Annotated in this window: 17 protein-coding genes; 5 read left to right on the top strand and 12 right to left on the bottom strand. The window is 69.5% G+C overall.

The features are described 5' to 3' along the window. Positions 1–8: 8 nt before the first annotated feature. Positions 9–455: a metallopeptidase family protein gene (locus OHB24_RS19450; RefSeq protein ID WP_327640480.1), complete on the bottom strand. Its 447-nt coding sequence runs from the start codon at positions 453–455 to the stop codon at positions 9–11. Between the two features lie 31 nt (positions 456–486). On the opposite strand from OHB24_RS19450, the gene OHB24_RS19445 reads away from it, so the two are divergent. Next, positions 487–870, top strand: coding sequence for a DUF3499 domain-containing protein (locus OHB24_RS19445; RefSeq protein ID WP_130382495.1), 384 nt, complete (start codon positions 487–489; stop codon positions 868–870). 1 nt (position 871) lies between these two features. Here the strand turns inward: OHB24_RS19445 and OHB24_RS19440 are convergent, their stop codons facing one another. The 4 genes from OHB24_RS19440 to OHB24_RS19425 form a co-directional block, all read right to left on the bottom strand. After that, positions 872–2353: a DUF5719 family protein gene (locus OHB24_RS19440; RefSeq protein WP_327640479.1), complete on the bottom strand. Its 1482-nt coding sequence runs from the start codon at positions 2351–2353 to the stop codon at positions 872–874. Beyond that, the gene (locus OHB24_RS19435) at positions 2350–5262 is read right to left on the bottom strand and encodes a glycosyltransferase family 2 protein (protein ID WP_327640478.1); all 2913 of its coding nucleotides are present in this window, start codon (positions 5260–5262) and stop codon (positions 2350–2352) included. The genes OHB24_RS19440 and OHB24_RS19435 overlap by 4 nt, the downstream gene beginning before the upstream one ends. Before the next feature lie 170 nt (positions 5263–5432). After that, positions 5433–5684, bottom strand: a complete 252-nt coding sequence (locus OHB24_RS19430) for a WhiB family transcriptional regulator (RefSeq protein WP_020389877.1) — start codon at positions 5682–5684, stop codon at positions 5433–5435. A 338-nt stretch (positions 5685–6022) separates the two neighbouring features. Beyond that, the gene (locus OHB24_RS19425) at positions 6023–7288 is read right to left on the bottom strand and encodes a hypothetical protein (RefSeq protein ID WP_327640477.1); all 1266 of its coding nucleotides are present in this window, start codon (positions 7286–7288) and stop codon (positions 6023–6025) included. A 115-nt stretch (positions 7289–7403) separates the two neighbouring features. On the opposite strand from OHB24_RS19425, the gene cofD reads away from it, so the two are divergent. From cofD to OHB24_RS19410, 3 genes are all read left to right on the top strand, one after another. Next, positions 7404–8381, top strand: coding sequence for a 2-phospho-L-lactate transferase (gene cofD, locus OHB24_RS19420; RefSeq protein WP_327640476.1), 978 nt, complete (start codon positions 7404–7406; stop codon positions 8379–8381). After that, positions 8378–9352, top strand: a complete 975-nt coding sequence (locus tag OHB24_RS19415) for a coenzyme F420-0:L-glutamate ligase (RefSeq protein ID WP_327640475.1) — start codon at positions 8378–8380, stop codon at positions 9350–9352. Before cofD ends, OHB24_RS19415 begins: the two co-directional genes overlap by 4 nt. Positions 9353–9438: 86 nt before the next feature. Continuing rightward, complete coding sequence (locus tag OHB24_RS19410) at positions 9439–10155, top strand: DUF3105 domain-containing protein (protein WP_327640474.1); 717 nt, start codon at positions 9439–9441, stop codon at positions 10153–10155. A 267-nt stretch (positions 10156–10422) separates the two neighbouring features. Here OHB24_RS19410 and OHB24_RS19405 read toward each other — a convergent pair whose 3' ends face one another. From OHB24_RS19405 to OHB24_RS19380, 6 genes are all read right to left on the bottom strand, one after another. Beyond that, on the bottom strand, positions 10423–11517 hold the full coding sequence (locus tag OHB24_RS19405; RefSeq protein ID WP_327640473.1) for a mannose-1-phosphate guanylyltransferase: 1095 nt from the start codon (positions 11515–11517) through the stop codon (positions 10423–10425). Positions 11518–11528: 11 nt separating this feature from the next. After that, the gene (locus OHB24_RS19400; RefSeq protein WP_327640472.1) at positions 11529–12551 is read right to left on the bottom strand and encodes an NAD(+)/NADH kinase; all 1023 of its coding nucleotides are present in this window, start codon (positions 12549–12551) and stop codon (positions 11529–11531) included. Positions 12552–12709: 158 nt separating this feature from the next. Beyond that, on the bottom strand, positions 12710–13789 hold the full coding sequence (locus OHB24_RS19395) for a hemolysin family protein (protein WP_327640471.1): 1080 nt from the start codon (positions 13787–13789) through the stop codon (positions 12710–12712). After that, positions 13786–15123, bottom strand: coding sequence for a hemolysin family protein (locus tag OHB24_RS19390; protein WP_327640470.1), 1338 nt, complete (start codon positions 15121–15123; stop codon positions 13786–13788). Before OHB24_RS19390 ends, OHB24_RS19395 begins: the two co-directional genes overlap by 4 nt. A gap of 9 nt (positions 15124–15132) precedes the next feature. Further along, positions 15133–16020: a siderophore-interacting protein gene (locus OHB24_RS19385; RefSeq protein ID WP_327640469.1), complete on the bottom strand. Its 888-nt coding sequence runs from the start codon at positions 16018–16020 to the stop codon at positions 15133–15135. A gap of 41 nt (positions 16021–16061) precedes the next feature. Then, positions 16062–16898: an SDR family NAD(P)-dependent oxidoreductase gene (locus tag OHB24_RS19380; RefSeq protein WP_327640468.1), complete on the bottom strand. Its 837-nt coding sequence runs from the start codon at positions 16896–16898 to the stop codon at positions 16062–16064. A 70-nt stretch (positions 16899–16968) separates the two neighbouring features. On the opposite strand from OHB24_RS19380, the gene OHB24_RS19375 reads away from it, so the two are divergent. Beyond that, positions 16969–17892: a LysR family transcriptional regulator gene (locus OHB24_RS19375; RefSeq protein WP_327640467.1), complete on the top strand. Its 924-nt coding sequence runs from the start codon at positions 16969–16971 to the stop codon at positions 17890–17892. Here OHB24_RS19375 and OHB24_RS19370 read toward each other — a convergent pair. Further along, positions 17839–18141, bottom strand: a complete 303-nt coding sequence (locus OHB24_RS19370) for a twin-arginine translocase TatA/TatE family subunit (protein ID WP_327640466.1) — start codon at positions 18139–18141, stop codon at positions 17839–17841. The two genes, OHB24_RS19375 and OHB24_RS19370, sit on opposite strands and share 54 nt — an antisense overlap. Positions 18142–18208: the final 67 nt, after the last annotated feature.

The raw sequence follows: 18208 nt of genomic DNA, 5'->3' as shown, positions 1-18208 counted from the left end.
GGGGTGTGTCAGTCTTCGTCGGTGTCGAAGTCCGGGTCGATCTGTTCCGGGGACAGCGCCAGGACGTCGGCCAGCTCCAGGACCAGGGCGGAGCGGACCAGCCAGGACAGGCCGGCGCCGGAGCGTTCGGCGCGGAGCTCGATCGGGCGCCGGAAGACGACGATCCGGTACGGCTCGTGCGACGTACCGCCGGTGGCGTGCGTGAGCGGGATGTCGATGGCGTCCAGCTCCAGGTTCGGCACGTCCTCGATGGCGAACTCGACCCGGGCGACCACCTGCGGCAGCCGTTTCTCCAGCCGCGTCACCTCGATCGCGACCACCTCGTCGAACTGCGATGCGGCGGACCGCTGCAGCGGCAGACCACGCGGCGCGAACTTGCTCGGCCGGCTGATCGGGCCGAGCATTCCGCGCCCATGGCGGTCGATGTGCCTGCGATGACGGCGAGCCTCGGTCACGCGCTCAGCCTAGTGGGCGTAATGTCTGGTCGTGAGCATCGCCAGGATCTGTTCGCGCGCCGGATGTCAGAAGCCTGCCGTATCGACGCTCACCTACGTCTACGCAGACTCGACCTGTGTCCTCGGTCCACTCGCGACGTACGCCGAGCCGCACTGCTACGACCTGTGCGCCGACCACGCCGACCGCCTCACCGCGCCGAATGGCTGGGAGGTCATCCGGCTCGCTCCGGACCCCGCAGCCGCTGGTCCGTCCTCCGACGACCTGGAAGCCCTGGCGAACGCGGTCCGCGAAGCAGCACGCCCGCTGCCTCGCCGCGAGCCCGGTGCCGGTACTCCGGGCGCTCCGGTCGAGGTAGCCCGCCGCGGCCACCTCCGCATGCTGCAGGACCCGGGCGCCAACACCAACGAAGGCTGAACTACCTGAGGGCAGCGCTCACGTCCGGCTGGGCACCCAGCTGGGCGCGGAACACCAGCGACGTCGTCAACGGCCACGCGGCCACCTGCGGTACGTCGTCCTCGGCAGGCTTCGCCGCCGGCATCAGCGTGACGCCCGCGACCACGGTCCCCCGCGTCTGCTGAACCATCAGGTACGTCGGCCGCGGCTGTGCCGGGATCGGGATCGGCGTCGTCGCGCCACCGACCACGTCCAGCGCCCGCGTGGTCAGCGCCCGACCGACCGCGTCCCGCAGCTCGAACTTCACGCTGCCGGTCTTCCCCGGAGCTGTCACCTGCAGGAGAGCCGGTTGCTTGTGGGCCGGTATGACCAGGTACGCCGGACCCGTCAGCGCTTCCGCCGACCCGATCGACGAGAACTCGGTCCGGCTCGCGTCCGTGGACCGCACCGACGCGGTCACCGGCTGGTCCGACGTCACGGTGATCGCGCTGGCGTCACCGTGCAGCACCGCGTCGAGCATGAACGTCTTCACCGAGCCGGCCGCGATCTGCACGGTCTCCAGACCGGCCGGCTTGAACGGCCCGTTCGGCCCGTTCACCGTCAGGCTCGCGGTCGCCTGCAGGTCGCTGGGGTTCGCGACCGACAGGATCCGCAGACCGGCACCGGGCGCGACCGCGGGCACGAACACCTTGGTCGCGGGAGCCGCTGAGGTGTTCAGCCAGTCCACACCGCCTGGCTGAGTACCGTTCGACGCGTTGGACCGTACGGCGGCCGCTACCCGACCACCCGTCGATTCCACGTGCAGGGCGATGTCACGCAGATTCGGAGCGACCTGCTTGAGGAACAGCTCGGACGTCCCGAGTGCCGGCACCACGATGCCCCGGGCCGCGGGCAGGTCCTGCGCACCGTTCCGCGCGTACACGGTGACGTTCACTTCCGCGTTGATGCTGTCCAGGTTGGTCAGCACCAGCACGTCACGCCGGTCGCTCGCACCGGACGCTCCGACGAACCAGAAGTCCGAGCCGGGCACCTGGCACGGCACGCTGGCCATTCCGCGGTTCACGCCTTCCTGCGCGGTCGCCGTACTCGTACCGACCGTCCCCGCAGCCAGGGGTCCGGTGCCCTTGATGGACAGCGGCTCCGGCTTCACGACCACCGCGCTCGAACCGATCGTTCCGCGCTTCAGCAGCGACCCGACCGGGTCCGACGTAGCCGGCAGCGGAGCGATCGTCAACGGATCGGCGGTCCCCGGCGCGGTCGGCGTACCTTCCGGCAGCGTCGGCGACACTCCGTTCACCACGCTGGCCATCTTGCCGCCGGCAGACAGCGCCGGGCAGGACAGCGCCGTACGGTTCACCACCGTGCGGGCCGGCTCGGTGACGGCAGCCTGCGCGCGGGTGTCGGCCTTCTCGGGGTGAGTGACCAGTCCGATCCCGGCCAGTGCGGCCATGGCGACGACAACGGCTCCGATCCGCAGACGCGGGTCGGACAACAACCGGCTCACCGGTCCCTCCTCGCGTGGGTGCCCTGCGGTACGGCGACGGTACGGCGCACCGTCGGCAGACAGAAGATCAGTGCGAGGATCCAGCCGATCAGACCGAGGATGCGCCAGACCGTGTGGGTCTGGTCGACCAGTGGCGTCTCGCCCTTGATCTTCGACCGGTCGACCAGCCACGAGGCGTCGCCGTCGTTCGCACTGGCTCTGGTGAGGCCCGGCAGCGAGTCGAGCGTCGACTGCAGCGTCGGGTCCACCGGACCGGGCAGGTACACGTAGTCGATCGCGAGACCGGCCAACTGCCGGCCCTCCTCGCCGCTACCGCCGCCACCGAGTGTCGCCAGGACATCCGTGAGCGGCTTGGTCTGTGCCGCGGTCGGCGCCGCCTCAAGCGCCCCCATCCGCGGTCCGCCGTTCTTGACCAGTGAGAACCGCATCTGGCCTTCCGGCGCCTTCCGCACCACCAGGATCGACTGGTTGTCCGGCGGGTCCTGCGAAGCGACCAGGTACGCCGGGAGGTCCTGAGCGGGACCACGCCACAACGGACCGTCCATCCCGCGCACCAGCCAGAAGCCGGCCGTCACCACCGTGGTCAGCAGGACGATGCCGAGCACGCCCTGGACGATGATCTCGGTGGACTTGCCGACAGAGTCCCAGGCGACCGCGACGGTGATGATCCAGCCGGCTGTCATCAGGAACATCAACGGCCCGCTGCCACCGCCGAGCCGGCTGGCAACCAGCGTCCCGGCCAGACCGGCCAGTGCGGCGAACCACCCGAGCAGCTCGTACCGCTGCCGCGACTGACGCAGCAGACTGACCAGAGCCACCAGAATCAGCGGTACGGCGAACCACCAGGGCGCCGGCGCACCGACCGGCGTACCTGTCAGCAGATGCGGCAGGCTGTCGCCCGGACCGACTGCAGCGGTCGGCGGACCACCCGCCTCCCACCCGAGCTTCGACGGGTGCTGCACCAGGTCCAGCGTCCACGGCAGCACGAGCAGCAGGCCCAGTACGACCGAGAACACCAACTGGCGCCCCTGCCGCCGCCAGCCGAGCCCCAGCACTGCGCCCAAGACCAGGATGACGCTGACCAGCAGAGCGAGTGCCGGCGTGAACGCGAACAGCACCGCCAGACAAATCCCCGCGAACCACGCGGCCCGCCAACTGCCCTGAACGACCACACGCCGTCGTCGAGCGACGGTGTGCACAGCGGCACCGAGCAGTGGCAGCACGATCGCCGCCACACACGTCCCGATTCGACCCTGCGTGATCGCACCGTTCGTGAAAACAGCCAGCCCGTACGCCGACGCGCCCCAGGCCCGCGCCACGCGGTCGACTACGAACGCCCGTAGCAACGCCCACGCAGCCAGACCGGCCAGTGGCACCGCACCGAGCAGCAGGACGTTCGTTGCACCGGTCGGACCGAACATGACCGTCGAGAACGCCCAGAACTGCGCCAACCAAGCAGGTGGCGTCACGCCTGGCGGGGCCGACGCCGCTGCATGCCACAACGCGGAGAGGTTCTCCTGCGCCGGCAGCAACAGGTTCGACCGGAGGACCCCGCCGCCGATCAGATCGCGGGCCGCGATCAGCGCACCGATCGCCAGAACGACCCACGCGATCAGGAACGGCCGCCGGATCAACTGCCGCCGCCACCTCGGCTGATCGACCGCTACGCGTGCAGTGGACTTGGCTCGCCGGGCGGTGGTGACGACTTGTTCTTCCGGCTCGTCCGCCCATGCTTCGCGGATCCGCTCGGAGATCGTGCTGGTCGTCTCCTCCAGGTTGTGCCGCAATGCGTGCACGGACCGAGAGAACAGTCCCTTGATGTCGTCGTACGGGACCTGGTCGAGGTTTCGGCGGCTCTTGCGTGCTTGCGTCCAGCCACCGGCGAGGAGGGTGCCGAGCAGTGCGGTCCACTCGTCGACGGCACCGGACGGAGTCTTACCGATCAGGAACCAGATCGACCGCATCACGGTGCCGAGCAGGAACCGCAGGATCAGCAGCGGAAGGAGCTTGCTCGGAGCGTTCGCGAGAACGGTGTAGTACGCATGGGCGCGGTCGAGTTGGTACGCGTGCCGACGGGTGCCTGCCAGCGCTCGCTCGCCGGTCGCGGCGGCCTGTGCGTGGTAGACGACCGCGTCCGGTGCGACCCCGACCTGGTAGCCGGCACGGCTGGCGCGCCAGCCGAAGTCGATGTCGTCGCGGAACATCGGCAGCCGCGGGTCGAACCCGTGCAGCGCCTCCCAGACGTCACGGCGTACCAGCATGCCGGCCGAGCTGACCGCGAGGACGTTCCGCGGCTGGTCGTGCTGGCCCTGGTCCAGCTCGCCGTTCTCGATGCCGGTGTCGCGGCGGCCGCCGAGCGATGTGGTGACGCCGACCTCCAGCAGCTCCCGGTCCCGCGGCCAGAGCCGCAGCTTCGGGCCCCAGACACCGGTGTTCGGCGCCATAGTGGCCTGGAGCAACAACTTCTCCAGGGCCTTCGGCGCCGGCGCGCAGTCGTCGTGCAGCAGCCAGAGCCACTCCACCACGGGCATGTGGCCGTCGTCGCCGTACGGGCCGACGGCACTCGGGATCGGCGCGAAGCCGTGCGCCTCGAGACCGCGGGCAACCGCCATCCCGAAACCGGTCCGCGCGGAGACGCTGACGACCGGCTCCACGCCGGGCATCGCGGCGAGCAGTTCGGCGGTCTCGTCGGTGGATCCGGTGTCGACCGCGATCAGCCGGTCCGGGCGCGGGTTGAGAGCCCACAACGCCTCGGACAGCCGCGGCAGCCAGGCCGCGCCCTCATGCCCGACCACCACCGCGGTGACGACATGCCGGACCCGCTGCCGACCCATCGGGTCGTCGATGTGATCGGTCGGGAAGTCGACGGAGTCGAAGAATTCCCAGCCTGCCGGGGCTTCTTGTTCCATGCGGAGCTGTGACACCTCGATGCTTGCGGACGGTCACCGTGACCGCAGGTCCCGGCGAGGACTCACCATACAGCCGCCTCGGGAGTGTCCGGAAAGCCGCGGGCCCCGGGGGTGATCGCCCCGGGGCCTCGCGGAAGTCCTACGTTAAGTTGTTCGCTGCGTTCGGGCCGTCAGACGGCCTTCTTCTTCAGCTTGCGGCGTTCCCGTTCCGACAGACCGCCCCAGATCCCGAAGCGCTCGTCGTTCTGCAGCGCGTACTCGAGGCACTCGCCCCGGACGTCGCAACCGAGGCACACTTTCTTGGCCTCGCGGGTGGAACCGCCCTTCTCCGGGAAGAAAGCCTCTGGATCGGTCTGGGCGCACAACGCCCTTTCCTGCCAGTTCGGCTCCTCCTCGATCGCCTCACCGTCGACAATCGCCATCAGCTCTGTCACGGTACGACCTCCTCGACCCTGTTCGTTCCCCTGTACATGTGGGTTTGCGGTCCACATGCCTGACCTCGTCCGTCCTGCGCTCTGCAACGGTCCCCGATACCGAGTGTCCTAACGAACGACACGGTTGAAATTACATTCCTGCAATCCACGAAAGTCAAGCCGTGCTCTGCTATTGGGATCATCCGCAACACGGCCGCAAAAGAACGAGAGGCCTGTAGATACAGGCCTCTCGCGCTGTGTACCCGGGCTCAAACCGCGTGCATCCGGGATTTTCCCGCAGGTTCGGTAAGGGCTTGCTGGTGCAGACCGCCCTTGCTGCTGCCTGATCAGGAAGGTTGCGACCACCAACCCTGCTGGCCCTGCTGACCCTGCGGGTTCTGGTCGTTCTTCTCCGACTCGGCCCGCGGGTCGATCCGGGTCTCGTCGGCGGCGTCGGCCTGCGGTGCCGGGTCTGCGGCACCCGGCTGCTGGTCGGCGGCCGGGGTCTCCTCGGCCTGCCAGGCCTGCTCCTGCTGCCACGCCTGCTGAGCCTGCTGGGCCTCCGCCGGCTCCTGGGTGCCCTCAGCGGCGCCGTGCTCCTGCTGGCCCCACTCCTGGGCTGCCGGGGTCTGCTGGCCGTACTCCTGGCCACCCCACTGCTGCTGGCCGGCCTCAGCGCCGCCCCACTGCTGCTCCTGCGGCCACTGCTGAGCCGGCTGGCCCTGGTCCTGGCCACCCCACTGCTGCTGGCCTTCGGAGTTCCACGGCTGCGTCGGCTCGGCGGTCTGGCCCTCGGCAGGCCACGCCTGCTCGGCACCCTGCTGACCGGCGTGCTGCGCGGAATGCTGACCCGCCTGCTGGGCCTCGGCCTCGCCGGCCGACCAGGTCTGCTGCTCGCCCTGGTTCCAGCCCTGCTCCTGCGGCCACTGCTGAGCCTGGCCCTGGTCCTGGCCCGCGGCGTAGCCACCTGCGGCGCCGGCAGCACCAGCAGCCGCGTAACCGCCGTACTGCTGACCCTGGTCGTACTGGCCGCCGAACTGACCCTGCTGGGCCGGCTGGCCCTGGTCGTAGCCCTGCTGGCCGTAGCCCTGCTGCTGGCCGTACGGCGCGGTCTGGCCGTACTGCTGGCCCGGCTGACCCTGCTGCTGGAACTGGCCCGGCTTCGGCGCACGCACCGGCGCCGGCAGCGCCTGGAACGTCTTCAGGGCGTACAGACCGATGCCGCCGTACAGCGCGAGGCCACCGAGGGAGGCGATGAAACCGACGATCTTCTCGCCGGCCGTGCCGCTGCCGTTGAACTGCGCGAACGTGGCGACGAGGCCGATCAGCAGGAAGAGGCCGGTGACGATGAGGGCGCCCAACACGACAATGCGTGCGTTCGGCGTCCGCTCACCTTCGTTGACCAGCCAGACCGCACCGACCAGCGCGGGAAGCAGCGCCAGTGTGGTGATGGACGGCGGGACAATGATGGAGTGCACGCCGCCGGAAGCGGCGACGAAGCCGATCCCGCCGACGAACAACTGGAACAGCGAGGCCAGTGCGAGCAGGCCGGCGAATGCGAGCAAGGTGTACGCGACCGGCTCTCTGAGCTTCTTGGTTGCGTCGGTGACCACGGAGGGCTCCTCGGATGTTGGGGGGCCGTACAACTGAGCTGTGCGGACGTGATGACCCTCCGCAGCATAGTCGTGCGGTGGTCCGACGCATTGACGACTCGGGCAGACTCTTCCCATGCGATTGACAGTGCTGGCCGGCGGCATCGGCGGCTCCACCTTCCTCCTCGGGCTGCTGAAGGCCCGTCCGGACGCCGAGATCACCGTCGTGGGGAACACCGCGGACGACATCACCCTGTTCGGGCTGCGGGTCTGTCCCGACCTCGACACCGTGATGTACACGCTCGGCGGTGGCATCTCGGAGGAGCGGAAATGGGGCCGTGAGGACGAGACCTGGGTGATCAAGGAGGAGCTCGCGGCGTACGGCGTGGAACCGACCTGGTTCGGGCTCGGCGACCGGGACGTGGCGACGCACCTGGTGCGCACCCAGATGCTGGACGCCGGATACACGCTCAGTGCAGTCACCGAGGCGCTGTCCACGCGCTGGAAGCTGCCGGTCCGGCTGCTGCCGATGAGCGACGACCGGATCGAGACCCACGTGGTGGTGGACGACCCGGAGGAGCCCGGGCGGCGCAAGGCCATTCATTTCCAGGAGTACTGGGTCCGTTATCAGGCCGGGATCCCCGCGCACCAGATCGTTGCCGTCGGCCAGGACAAGGCCAAGCCCGCACCCGGCGTACTCGAGGCGATCGCGGACTGCGACGTACTGATCGTGCCGCCGTCCAACCCGGTGGTGTCGGTCGGCACGATCCTCGGCGTCCCCGGGATCCGGGACGCGGTCCGGGAGACGAAGGCCCCGGTCATCGGGCTGTCGCCGATCATCGGCACCGGTCCGGTCCGTGGAATGGCGGACAAGGTGCTGGCCACCGTCGGTGTGGCCTCCACGGCGTCGGCCGTGGCCCGGTACTACGGCTCCCGCACGTCCGGCGGCGTACTGGACGGCTGGCTGATCGACTCCTCCGACGCGATCCAGGCGGATTCGATCGCCGGGGCCGGAATTCACGTGCAGGCGGTGCCGTTGTGGATGACGGACGAGACCAAAACCGCCGCGATGGCTGACGCGGCACTGACCCTCGCGGAGGCCGTACGGCGATGAGGAAGCACCTGGAGATCTTCCCGGTGACCGGACTGCCCGAGGTGGCGGCCGGCAACGACCTGGCCGCGCTGATCGCCGAAGGCGCCGACCTGCGCGACGGTGACATCGTCTCGGTGACGTCGAAGATCGTCAGCAAGGCGGAGGGCCGGCTGACGCACGGCAGCCGCCAGGACGCGATCGACGCCGAGCTCGTGCGGGTCGTCGCGCAGCGCGGTGAGACGCGAATCGTGCAGACCCGGCACGGCCTGGTGATGGCCGCGGCCGGGACGGACACGTCCAACACCGCGCCCGGCACGGTCCTGCTGCTCCCGGTGGACCCCGACGCGTCGGCCCGCGACCTGCGGAGCGCCCTGAAGGAGCGGTACGACGTCAACGTCGGCATCATCGTCACGGACACGCTCGGCCGCCCGTGGCGCAACGGTCAGACCGACCTGGCGATCGGCGCCGCCGGCGTCCGCGTCGTGGAGGACCTGCGCGGTACGACGGACAGTCACGGCAACGTCCTCGCGGTGACCGAGCCGGCGCTGGCCGACGAGATCGCAGGCGCCAGCGAACTGGTCAAGGGCAAGGCGGACGGCGTGCCGGTCGCCGTACTGCGTGGACTCGAGGACGCCGTACTGCCCGTCGGTGAGCACGGGCCGGGCGCGCGGGCGCTGGTGCGGGACGCCGAGCTCGACATGTTCAGCCTGGGGACGCGGGAGGCCGCGCGGGCCGCCGTACTCGATCGGCAACCGCCGGCGGGGCCGCGTTCAGTCGATCCGGTGGTGTGGTCCGGGCTGCTGGCCGACGTTGACGGTGTGCGGCTCGAGGCGGGTGACAACGCTGTCACGGTGTTCGGCGACGAGCCGGTGACCGTGGGAATGGTCGCGGAACGGCTGGCTGTCCTGCTGCATGCCGAGGGGTACGGCGTGGCGGTGCGTCCGGGTCCGGGCAGCGAGGCGACGGTCACGTTCGGCTCACGGTCCCGATAGTTTTCTAGGCAACTTCTCAGGGGCACCTCGTACACTGCCTTCGCACGGCGGCGCGGTGGCCGCCCCGATCCGGGAAGACCAACACTGTGGGTAAAGCGTCGTCGCAGAAACAGTCGCGCCGCGAGATGATCGAGAAGATGCAGCGCGAGCAGGTCGCTTCGGACCGCCGCCGCACGATCCTCATCGTGGTGTGCTCCATCGTGGTCGGCCTGGCCATCATCGCCTACCCGGCGATCAGGCTGATCCAGGACTCCCGGACCAAGAACCAGGCCCTGACCGACTTCGGTGTCGCCTCGAGCGCGGCCTCCTGCGACGCGGCCACCAACGACGTGGCCGGCGGTACCCAGGACCACCGCCCCGACGGCGAGAAGATCCTGTACGCCGTGTCCCCGCCGTCCTCGGGCCCGCACTACGCGGTCTGGGCGCCGTTCGACAAGAAGTTCTACTCCGAGAGCGACCGGCCCGCGGTGGAGAACCTCGTGCACAACCTCGAGCACGGCTACACGATCCTCTGGTACCGGGACACGCTGCCGAAGGACCAGATCGACCAGATCGAGAAGATCGCCAAGTCGAAGCTGCCCGACAGCTCGCTGAACAAGCTCATCGCCGCACCGTTCAAGCAGGACGAGGGCAAGGCCTGGCCGGACGGCAAGAACCTCGCCTTCGCGCACTGGAGCGGCCCCGACTCCGCCCAGAAGTCCTTCGGCCACCGCCAGTTCTGCGGCTCCGTCAGCGGCGAGGCCCTCAAACAGTTCATGGAGAAATACCCAGCCACCGACGCCCAAGAACCCAACGGCGGCTGACCCCCAGCACAGCAAGCCAACAGAACGCCCCCGAGGAACACTCCTCGGGGGCGTTTCTCGTGTGAGTTACCGGATGTGGCTTGCACCACGCGGTGCTGGTCGTCGTACCAACGGAGCACCGTCGACGGGACACGGGACACGGGATGGGAACTGGAGACAGGGCATGACCTGTCCCCAGCCCCCATCGCCTATGCCAGGTTCATGATTCGCGCCCATGTGCGCTCGCTCGACCGCTCACCGCACCACAGCTCACGCCGGCGCAGGGACCTAGATGTAGTTCGCGTGGTCGGATTGGACTCGGGCTACCAGGTCTTTTACGCGTTCGCCGTCGGATAGTGGGCAGACCATGGTGACGTCCTGGGTGTGGACGATGATGTGGCTGCGGAGGCCTACGGTGGCGACCAGGTGGTTCGGGTCGTCGGTGACGATGATGTTGTCGTGGGAGTCGAGCAGGCAGCTCAGGGTGACGCTGTCGGTGCGGTTGCCGTTCGGGTCGGCGTCGTACGTGTCGGCGAGCGCGGCCCACGAGCCGACGTCCAGCCAGTGCACGGGCATCGGTACGACGACGACGTCCGCGTCGACCTTGCCCTGGGACGCGGGCTCCATGACCGCGTAGTCGACGCTGATCTTGCGCAGGTTCGGGTAGATCTCGGCGAGCGTCGCCTCCCGCTCCGGGGTGTCCCAGACCGCGGCGACCTCACGCAGCCGCGAGGCCGACTCCGGCAGCAGCGTGTCGAGCACGTTCAGCACCGTGGAGGCTTGCCAGACGAACATCCCGGAGTTCCACCAGAACCGCCCGGTGGCCAGGTACTCCTCGGCCGTCGCCCGGTCGGGCTTCTCCCGGAAGCGATCCACGACGTACGCCGACGTACCCTCGATCGGCGCCCCGCGCTCGATGTACCCGAGCCCGGTGTGCGGGTGCGTCGGCTCGATCCCGAACGTCACCAGCGACCGGCCGCGCGCCTCGACCACCTCGAACCCGTGCTCGATCGCCTCTCGGAACTTGTCCTCCGGGCTGATCAGGTGATCCGATCCGACGAACGCGACCACCGCATCCGGATCGTTCCGCGCAACCACAGCGGACGCGAGACCAACGGCGTTCGCGGTGTCCCGGCGGGCCGGCTCACCGATGATGTTGTGCTCGCCGAGCTCCGGCAGCTCCTTGCGTACGACGTCCGTGTACGCACCGACCGTGCACACGTAGATGTTCTCCGGCTCGACCAGTCCGCGCAGCCGATTGAACGCCACCCGCAGCAGCGATTGCCCCGCCGCCAGCGGCAGCACCTGCTTCGGCCTGTCGTCTCTGGACATCGGCCACAACCGCGTCCCTGAACCACCCGCCAGGATCACCACGTTTCGCATGAGGAGAGACCCTACCGGTCGTCACCAGGCGACTGCGGAATCCTGAGGTGCTTGAGGTCTGGGGGTATGGGTGTGTCCGAGGGTTGCCAGAAGAGTTCGGACTGTCCGTCGAGCTCCGTCGCGGGTGCGTCCGTGAGGTGGAAGCGGTCGCGCAGCCGTCCGTAGAAGTCCGTCGGGCGCAGTCGTACCAACCGCAGTCGCTGCGGCGACCCGTACACCCCGATCCAGTCCCCCGGATCGAGGACGCCGCGCAGCTGCCCGTCGATGCTGACCGCGGCCTGCCCCGAGTGCGGCAGCACCCGCAGCGCGATCGGCTCGTCCGGCGCCGCGACGACCGTGCGATTGAAGGTCATGTGCGGTGCAACCGGAGTGAACACGATCGCCTCGGTGTTCGGCGACAGGATCGGCCCGCCGGCGGCGAAGCTGTACGCCGTCGACCCGGTCGGCGTCGCGACGATCACCGCATCGGCGGAGTACGACGCGAGCAGCCGACCGGACAGGTACACCCCGAGCGCCACCTGGTGATCCCGCGCGAGCTTCTCCACCACGACGTCGTTCAACGCGGTCACGTCGAGGGCCATCCCCCAGCCGTCGCCCTCACCCATCTCGTGCCGTACCGGCGGCGGAGGCAACGCCGGCCCGTGCCCGTATCGCAGCAGGGACTCAATACCCTCAGGGATCTCCAACGGCCGCGACGCCCGCATCGTCAGCGTCATCCGTTCCTCGTACGTCGCACCGCCGTGGTGCACCGCCTCGAGCGCCTCCTCGACGTCCTTGCACGCGACCTCGGTGAGGAAGCCGACCTTCCCGAGATCCACCCCGAGGACGGCGGCGTTGTTCTTCGCCGCAATCCGCGCACCGCGCAGGAACGTCCCGTCACCCCCGAGCGTGACCACGAGATCCGGCTCCCCGGCGTGGTGCAGCTCGTCGGTCCCGGTACGCCGTTCCCGATCCGTCCACACGTCGATATCCGTGCACCCGATGGAGTGCGCCGCCGCCCACCGACGTACCGTCTCCGCGGTCTCAACCGCCACCGGCCGCCCCTGATGCACCACAAGCCCAAGCCGCCTAACCGCCACAACCCCTCCTCGCGCTCGCCACCCCAACCGTAACCCGACCACTTTGTGCCCCCACCAACCATTCTGAGCGCCCCAAAACGGTTGGTGGGTGCCCAAAGACGCCGGGGCGCGGGTTAGAGGGGTGGGGTGGGGCGGGTGGCGGTGATGATGGGGTCGGTTTCGTCGTCGAACTCGCCGATGACCTCTTCTAGGAGGTCCTCTAGGGCTACTACGCCGATTGCCTGGTTGCCGCCGCAGACGACTGCCAGTTGGGCGCGTTCGTCGCGCATGGTGCGGATCGCCTTGGCCACCGGGGTGTTGTCGCCCAGTTCTAGGGCCTGCGTCATCAGGTCCGACGCGCGGCTCGCGGTGTCGCCGGCGGTGGTCACGCGGGCCGCGTCGCGGACGTGCACGATGCCGCAGATCCCGGTGGACCCGTCAGGACGCGGCCCGACGACCGCGAGGCGGGAGTGGCCCTCGCGGCGGCTGGTCAGCTCCACCTCGCGGGCCGACGCGGACGCCGGGACCGTGGACAGCCGGGCGATCGGCGTCATCACCTGGCCGACCGTGGTGTTCTGCAGCGCGAGCATCGCGGTCAGCAGTTCGTGCTCGGGTTGTTCGAGGGTCCCGTGTTCGCGCGACGACTCGATCAGCAGCCGCAGCTCGTCCGGGCCGTGCGCGTTGGCGATCTCGTTCTGCGGCGTCACGCCGACCAGCCGGACGCACAGGTTGGCGATCCAGTTCAGGACGCTGAGCAGCGGGCGGAAGACGAAAGTGAAGCCGCGGAACGGCATCGCCAGCACGAGTGCCGCACGTTCCGGGTCGCTGATCGCCCACGACTTCGGCGCCATCTCGCCGAGCAGGACGTGCAGCAGACCGATCCCGGCGACCGCGATGATCAGCGCGATCACGTGCCCGACGCCTTCCGGGATGTGCGCCAGCTCAAAGAGCGGATGCAGCAGATGCGCGACGGCCGGTTCGCTCAGCGAGCCGAGGCCCAGCGTGCACAACGTGATGCCGAGCTGTGCGCCCGCGAGCATCAGCGACAGCTCGCTGACGCCGGCGATCGCGGCCCGGGCCGAGCGGCTGCCCGACGCGGCCGCCTCTTCGAGCCGATGCCGTTTGGACGCGACCAACGCGAACTCGGCGGCGACGAAGAAGCCGTTCAAGGCCAGCAGTACGGCGGAGATGATCAGCGCAAGCGTCGTACTCATGCCGTTCGCTCCATCACGACGATGCCCGGCACCCGGCGCTCGATGGTCTGCACCGTGAGCCGCACGTACTCGGGCGGAACCGGCCGTCCGTCGTGGTCGATCCGGTGCGGCAGCTCGATGACGAGTGAGTCACCGACGTCCGGGATCCGGCCGAGCCGCGCCATCACCAGCCCGGACACCGTCTCGTAGTCGTCGCTCTCCGGAAGCCGTACGCCGGTCACCTCAGCGACCTCGTCGACCCGCCGCCGAGCAGGCACCACCCACGACCCGTCACCGCCCTGTACGAGCCCGGTCTCCGGCAGATCGTCCTCGTCGCGGATCTCGCCGACCAGTTCCTCGGCGATGTCCTCCAGCGACACGATGCCCGCGAACCCGCCGTACTCGTCGACGACGATCGCGAGCTGCCGGCGCGCGACCCGGAGCCGGTCGAGGACCGCGGGCAGCGGGAGGGTCGTCGGTACGGCGACCGGCTGCGACGCCAGCGAACCGACGGCGATCGTCGCGCGGTCGGCCGGCTCGAGCTCGACCACCTCACCGATCGCGACCACACCGATCACCTCGTCGACCGAGGCCCCGATCACCGGGAACCTGCTGTGCCCGGTGTCCTGCAGCTCGACGATCCGGGTCAGCGGCTCCTCGCGGTGCACGGTGATCACGTCGACCCGCGGGACCATCGCCTCGCCCGCGGTCCGGCCGCGGAAGTCGAGGCCGCGATCGAGCAGCCGCATCGTGTCCTGGTCCAGCAGGCCCTGCTCGTACGACGTCTCGATGATCCGGTCGAGCTCCCGCGCGGTCGCGCCCTGCGGCAGTTCCTCGACCGGCTCGATGCCGACGCGGCGGAGGATCCGGTTCGACGCCGAGTCGAACAGGTGGATCAGCGGACCGGCGACGGTCAGGTACAGCAGGGTCGAGCGGGCCAGCCGGAGCGCGATCGCCTCGGCCTTCGCGATCGCCAGGTTCTTCGGCGCCAGCTCGCCGAGCACCATCTGGATGATCGTTGCCAGCAGCAACGCGAGGATCACGGAGACCGACCTGCTCACCGCGTCCGGTACGTCGGCCGCGCCGAGCAGGCGCTCCAGCCCCTCACCGAGATACGGCTCGGCGAAGTACCCGGCGAGCAGCGCGGTGATGGTGATGCCGACCTGTGCGCCGGACAGGACGAACGACAGCCGCGCAGTGACCTTCAGCGCTCGCGCGGCGGCGGCGTTGCCGTCCGCGGCCAGCGTCCGCAGGCGGCTCCGGTCGACAGCGACGTACGCGAATTCCTGGGAGACGAAGTAGCCGGTGGCAACGGTCAGCACCAGGATGAGGCCCAGGCCGGCCAGGATCAGCATGGGACGACCTTATGAGAACTCCAGCGCCTGCAGCACCGCGGGGTCGGTGGCGTCGAGCCCTTCTTCAGTCGCTTTGGCGAACGCCTGCATCCGGACCACGTCGCTGCGCTCCGCCGACTCGCCGGCGATCCAGTACGCGACCGTATGCAGGTCGTCACGACTCACACCGAGCTCGTCGACAAGGTACGGGCGGATCGAGCGGACGACTCCCGCCTCCGCCGCGCACCACGCCTGCAGGCGCCCGGCCGGTCGCCGGAACGACCGGACTGCCTGCTCCAGCGCACTACCCGGACCGGTGACGGGCGGCGAGTGGATCCACTGCACGTCGCCCTTCACCAGCGACCGCTCGGCCGGCGTCTCCGCCTGCAGGAAAACGGTTGACGGTACGTCGAGACTCTCGACGATGCTCGCGATCGCGGGTAACGAGCTGGAATCGCCGATCAGCAGGTGATGGTCGACGTCCCCGGCGTGGAACTCCCGACGCATCCCGAGCAGTACGACGGTGTCGCCCGGGCGGGTGCTCGTCAGCCAGGTGATCGCCAGACCGGCGCCGTGGAGCGCGACGTCGAACGTGAGCCGGCGGGTGTCCGGGTCGAACGTCCGCACCGTGAATCCCCGGGTCAGCGGCGTCGGACGGTCCTCCGGCCAGACCGGCGCCCCGGTCGGACTCACCTTCGGCATCCGGACGCTGCCGATGCCGTCCGGCGGGATCACCAGCTTGAACGCGTCGGCCGGGCAGATCGTGCGGTACGCGGCGAGGCCGTCGCCCTGCACGGTCACCCGGCTGAAGCGTGGCGTCAGTGGTTCGACGGTTTCGACCCGGACCGGGCACATCACCCGGGAGTCGCCGGATCGCGTCAGACGCCTGATCTCACCGCGTATCGTCGTACCGCTCACAGAAGTTAGGCTAGCCTAACCAACGAGGGTGGACGAGGGCCTTACCGAGGGGTGGACGGCTTCCAGGCGACCACCTGGCCGTCGCGGATCAGCTCGCCGTAGAGGTCCGGATCGACGGCGTCGGCCAGGATCAGGTCGGCGATCGGTACGACGGCATCGGCCGGCGACTTCGCCTGACTGAAGTCCTCGAACCACGGGCGGGACGCGCGGGTGTCGACGAGCCCCGGGCAGACCGAGGCCACCAGGGTGCTCTCGGCGAGGTCCCGCTCCCGTCGTTCGGCCGCGACCGCGCGCACCGCGGCGACCTGCGCCACCTTCGACGGGAGGTTGATCCACTCCGGCCAGCCCTGCGCCTGCGCCGTACCGTCGTGGACCGCCGTACGCCACTCCTCCACCACCTTCTCCACGTCCTCCAGCGAGACCTCCTCGAACCGTCCCCACAGGTGCTCAGGCAGTTGCTCCAGCGTCCCCAGCGAACTGGCCACCACGATCAACCGTCCGCCGGGCCGCAGGATCGGCCCGAACGCCCGCAGCATAAACTGGGCCCCGAGGTTCGCCACATCGGCGAACTCGTCCACCTGCTCCACGGCTGTCACCCCAGGCTGCAACGGCCCGACCGCGTTGGACACCACGATGTCCACAGCGCCCAGCTCGGCTGCCAACCGCCGTACGGCGTCCCCGTCCGTCACGTCCAGCACGCGCCCTTCGACCCGCGCCCTTCCTTCCACTCGGGCTGCCGCGGCGGCGACCCGCTCCGGGTTCCTGCCGGTGAGCAGAACCAAGTCCTCCGGGTTCATCCGCTGTGCCAGTTCTTCCACCAGTGCATATCCGATGCCTTGATTGGCGCCGGTGACCAAAGCGATGCGTTGTTCTGTCATGTGTTCAACGTAGATCTGCAGCCGGTATGACTCCAACGAAACTTCAGCACATGTGGTATGCGTAAACGTCATGGACTTCACCGACGTCTCGCTGGTCGCCCTGCGCGTGTTCCGGGAGGTCGCCGAGCGCGGCACGTTCACAGCCGCGGCCACCGCGCTCGGCTACACACAGTCGGCCGTCTCCCGCCAGATCGCCACCCTCGAACGCGCCGCGGGCAACCAACTCCTCGAACGCCGCCGCGAAGGCGTCGCTCTCACCGATGCTGGACAGGTGGTACTCCGGAACGCCGCAGCCGTCCTCGACCAGATCGACGCGACAGCCCGCGAGCTGGCCGGCCTCCCGGTCGCGGGCGGGACCGTGCGGCTGGGCTGGTTCCCGAGCGCCGGCGCGGTCTTGTTGCCGCGGGCAATCAGCGCTGTACGCCGTACGCACCCGGCGATCACCGTGACGACGCGGGAAGGATCCACGCCCGCACTGGTCCGGGCGCTCCGGGCCGGGACGATCGATCTCGCGGTGATCGCGTCCGTTCCGCCGTTCCGTCCGCCGGATGCCGAGTCGCCGGCGTTGAAGTTGGAGACGCTCGCGGAGCGGAGCCTGCGGCTGGCGGTGCCGACCGGGCATCCGCTCGCGGCGTCCGATTCGGTGGACGTCGCGGACCTACGGGGTCAGCGGTGGATCGCCGGGCCGGCGTCGAGCAGCGAGCTGCTGATGGGCGTTTGGCCGGGGCTGGACGAGCGGCCGGTGATCGCGCATACGGTGCGCGACTGGCTTGCGAAGCTTCAGCTGGTCGCGGCCGGGGCGGGGCTCACGACGATCTCCGCGTCGATGGCCTCCGCGGTGCCACCGGGTGTGCGGGTGGTCACGGTACGGGGCGGGCCGCAGGAGTTGCGCCGTACGATCCTCGCCCGGCTCCCCGGCCGGATGCCCGAGCCAACAGCCCTACTGGCTGCCGCCCTGCGCACCGCCGCCTTGGAGGTCAACGCGCCCACCTGACCCGTCGACCGGTGACTGCGATGAGGGGGTGGGCGGCGCACCCGCTGCGGGGGTGGGGGTCGCGGGTTGCTGGGGCGCCAACTGGGGTCCGGGTTCGTCGTCGCCGTTGCGGGCCTTGTCGAACTCCTTCATCGCACGGGCCGCGTTCCGGGTCAGCTCGGGGAGTTTCTTGGCGCCGAACAGCAGCACGACGATGACCAGGATGACGATCCATTCGCCGCCTTCGGGCAGCGCGAGCTCTGGCATCATGACAAGCCTTCTTTCCGGTCAATCCCCGTCCAACGTACGTCGGTCCGCGAACCGTAGGCTGGGCCAT

Origin of the sequence: Kribbella sp. NBC_00482 (assembly GCF_036013725.1) — a bacterium.
In the GTDB taxonomy this organism is placed as follows: domain Bacteria; phylum Actinomycetota; class Actinomycetes; order Propionibacteriales; family Kribbellaceae; genus Kribbella.
Note: the sequence above shows the minus strand (reverse complement) of the source record. Positions and strands in the feature narration are given on the sequence as shown.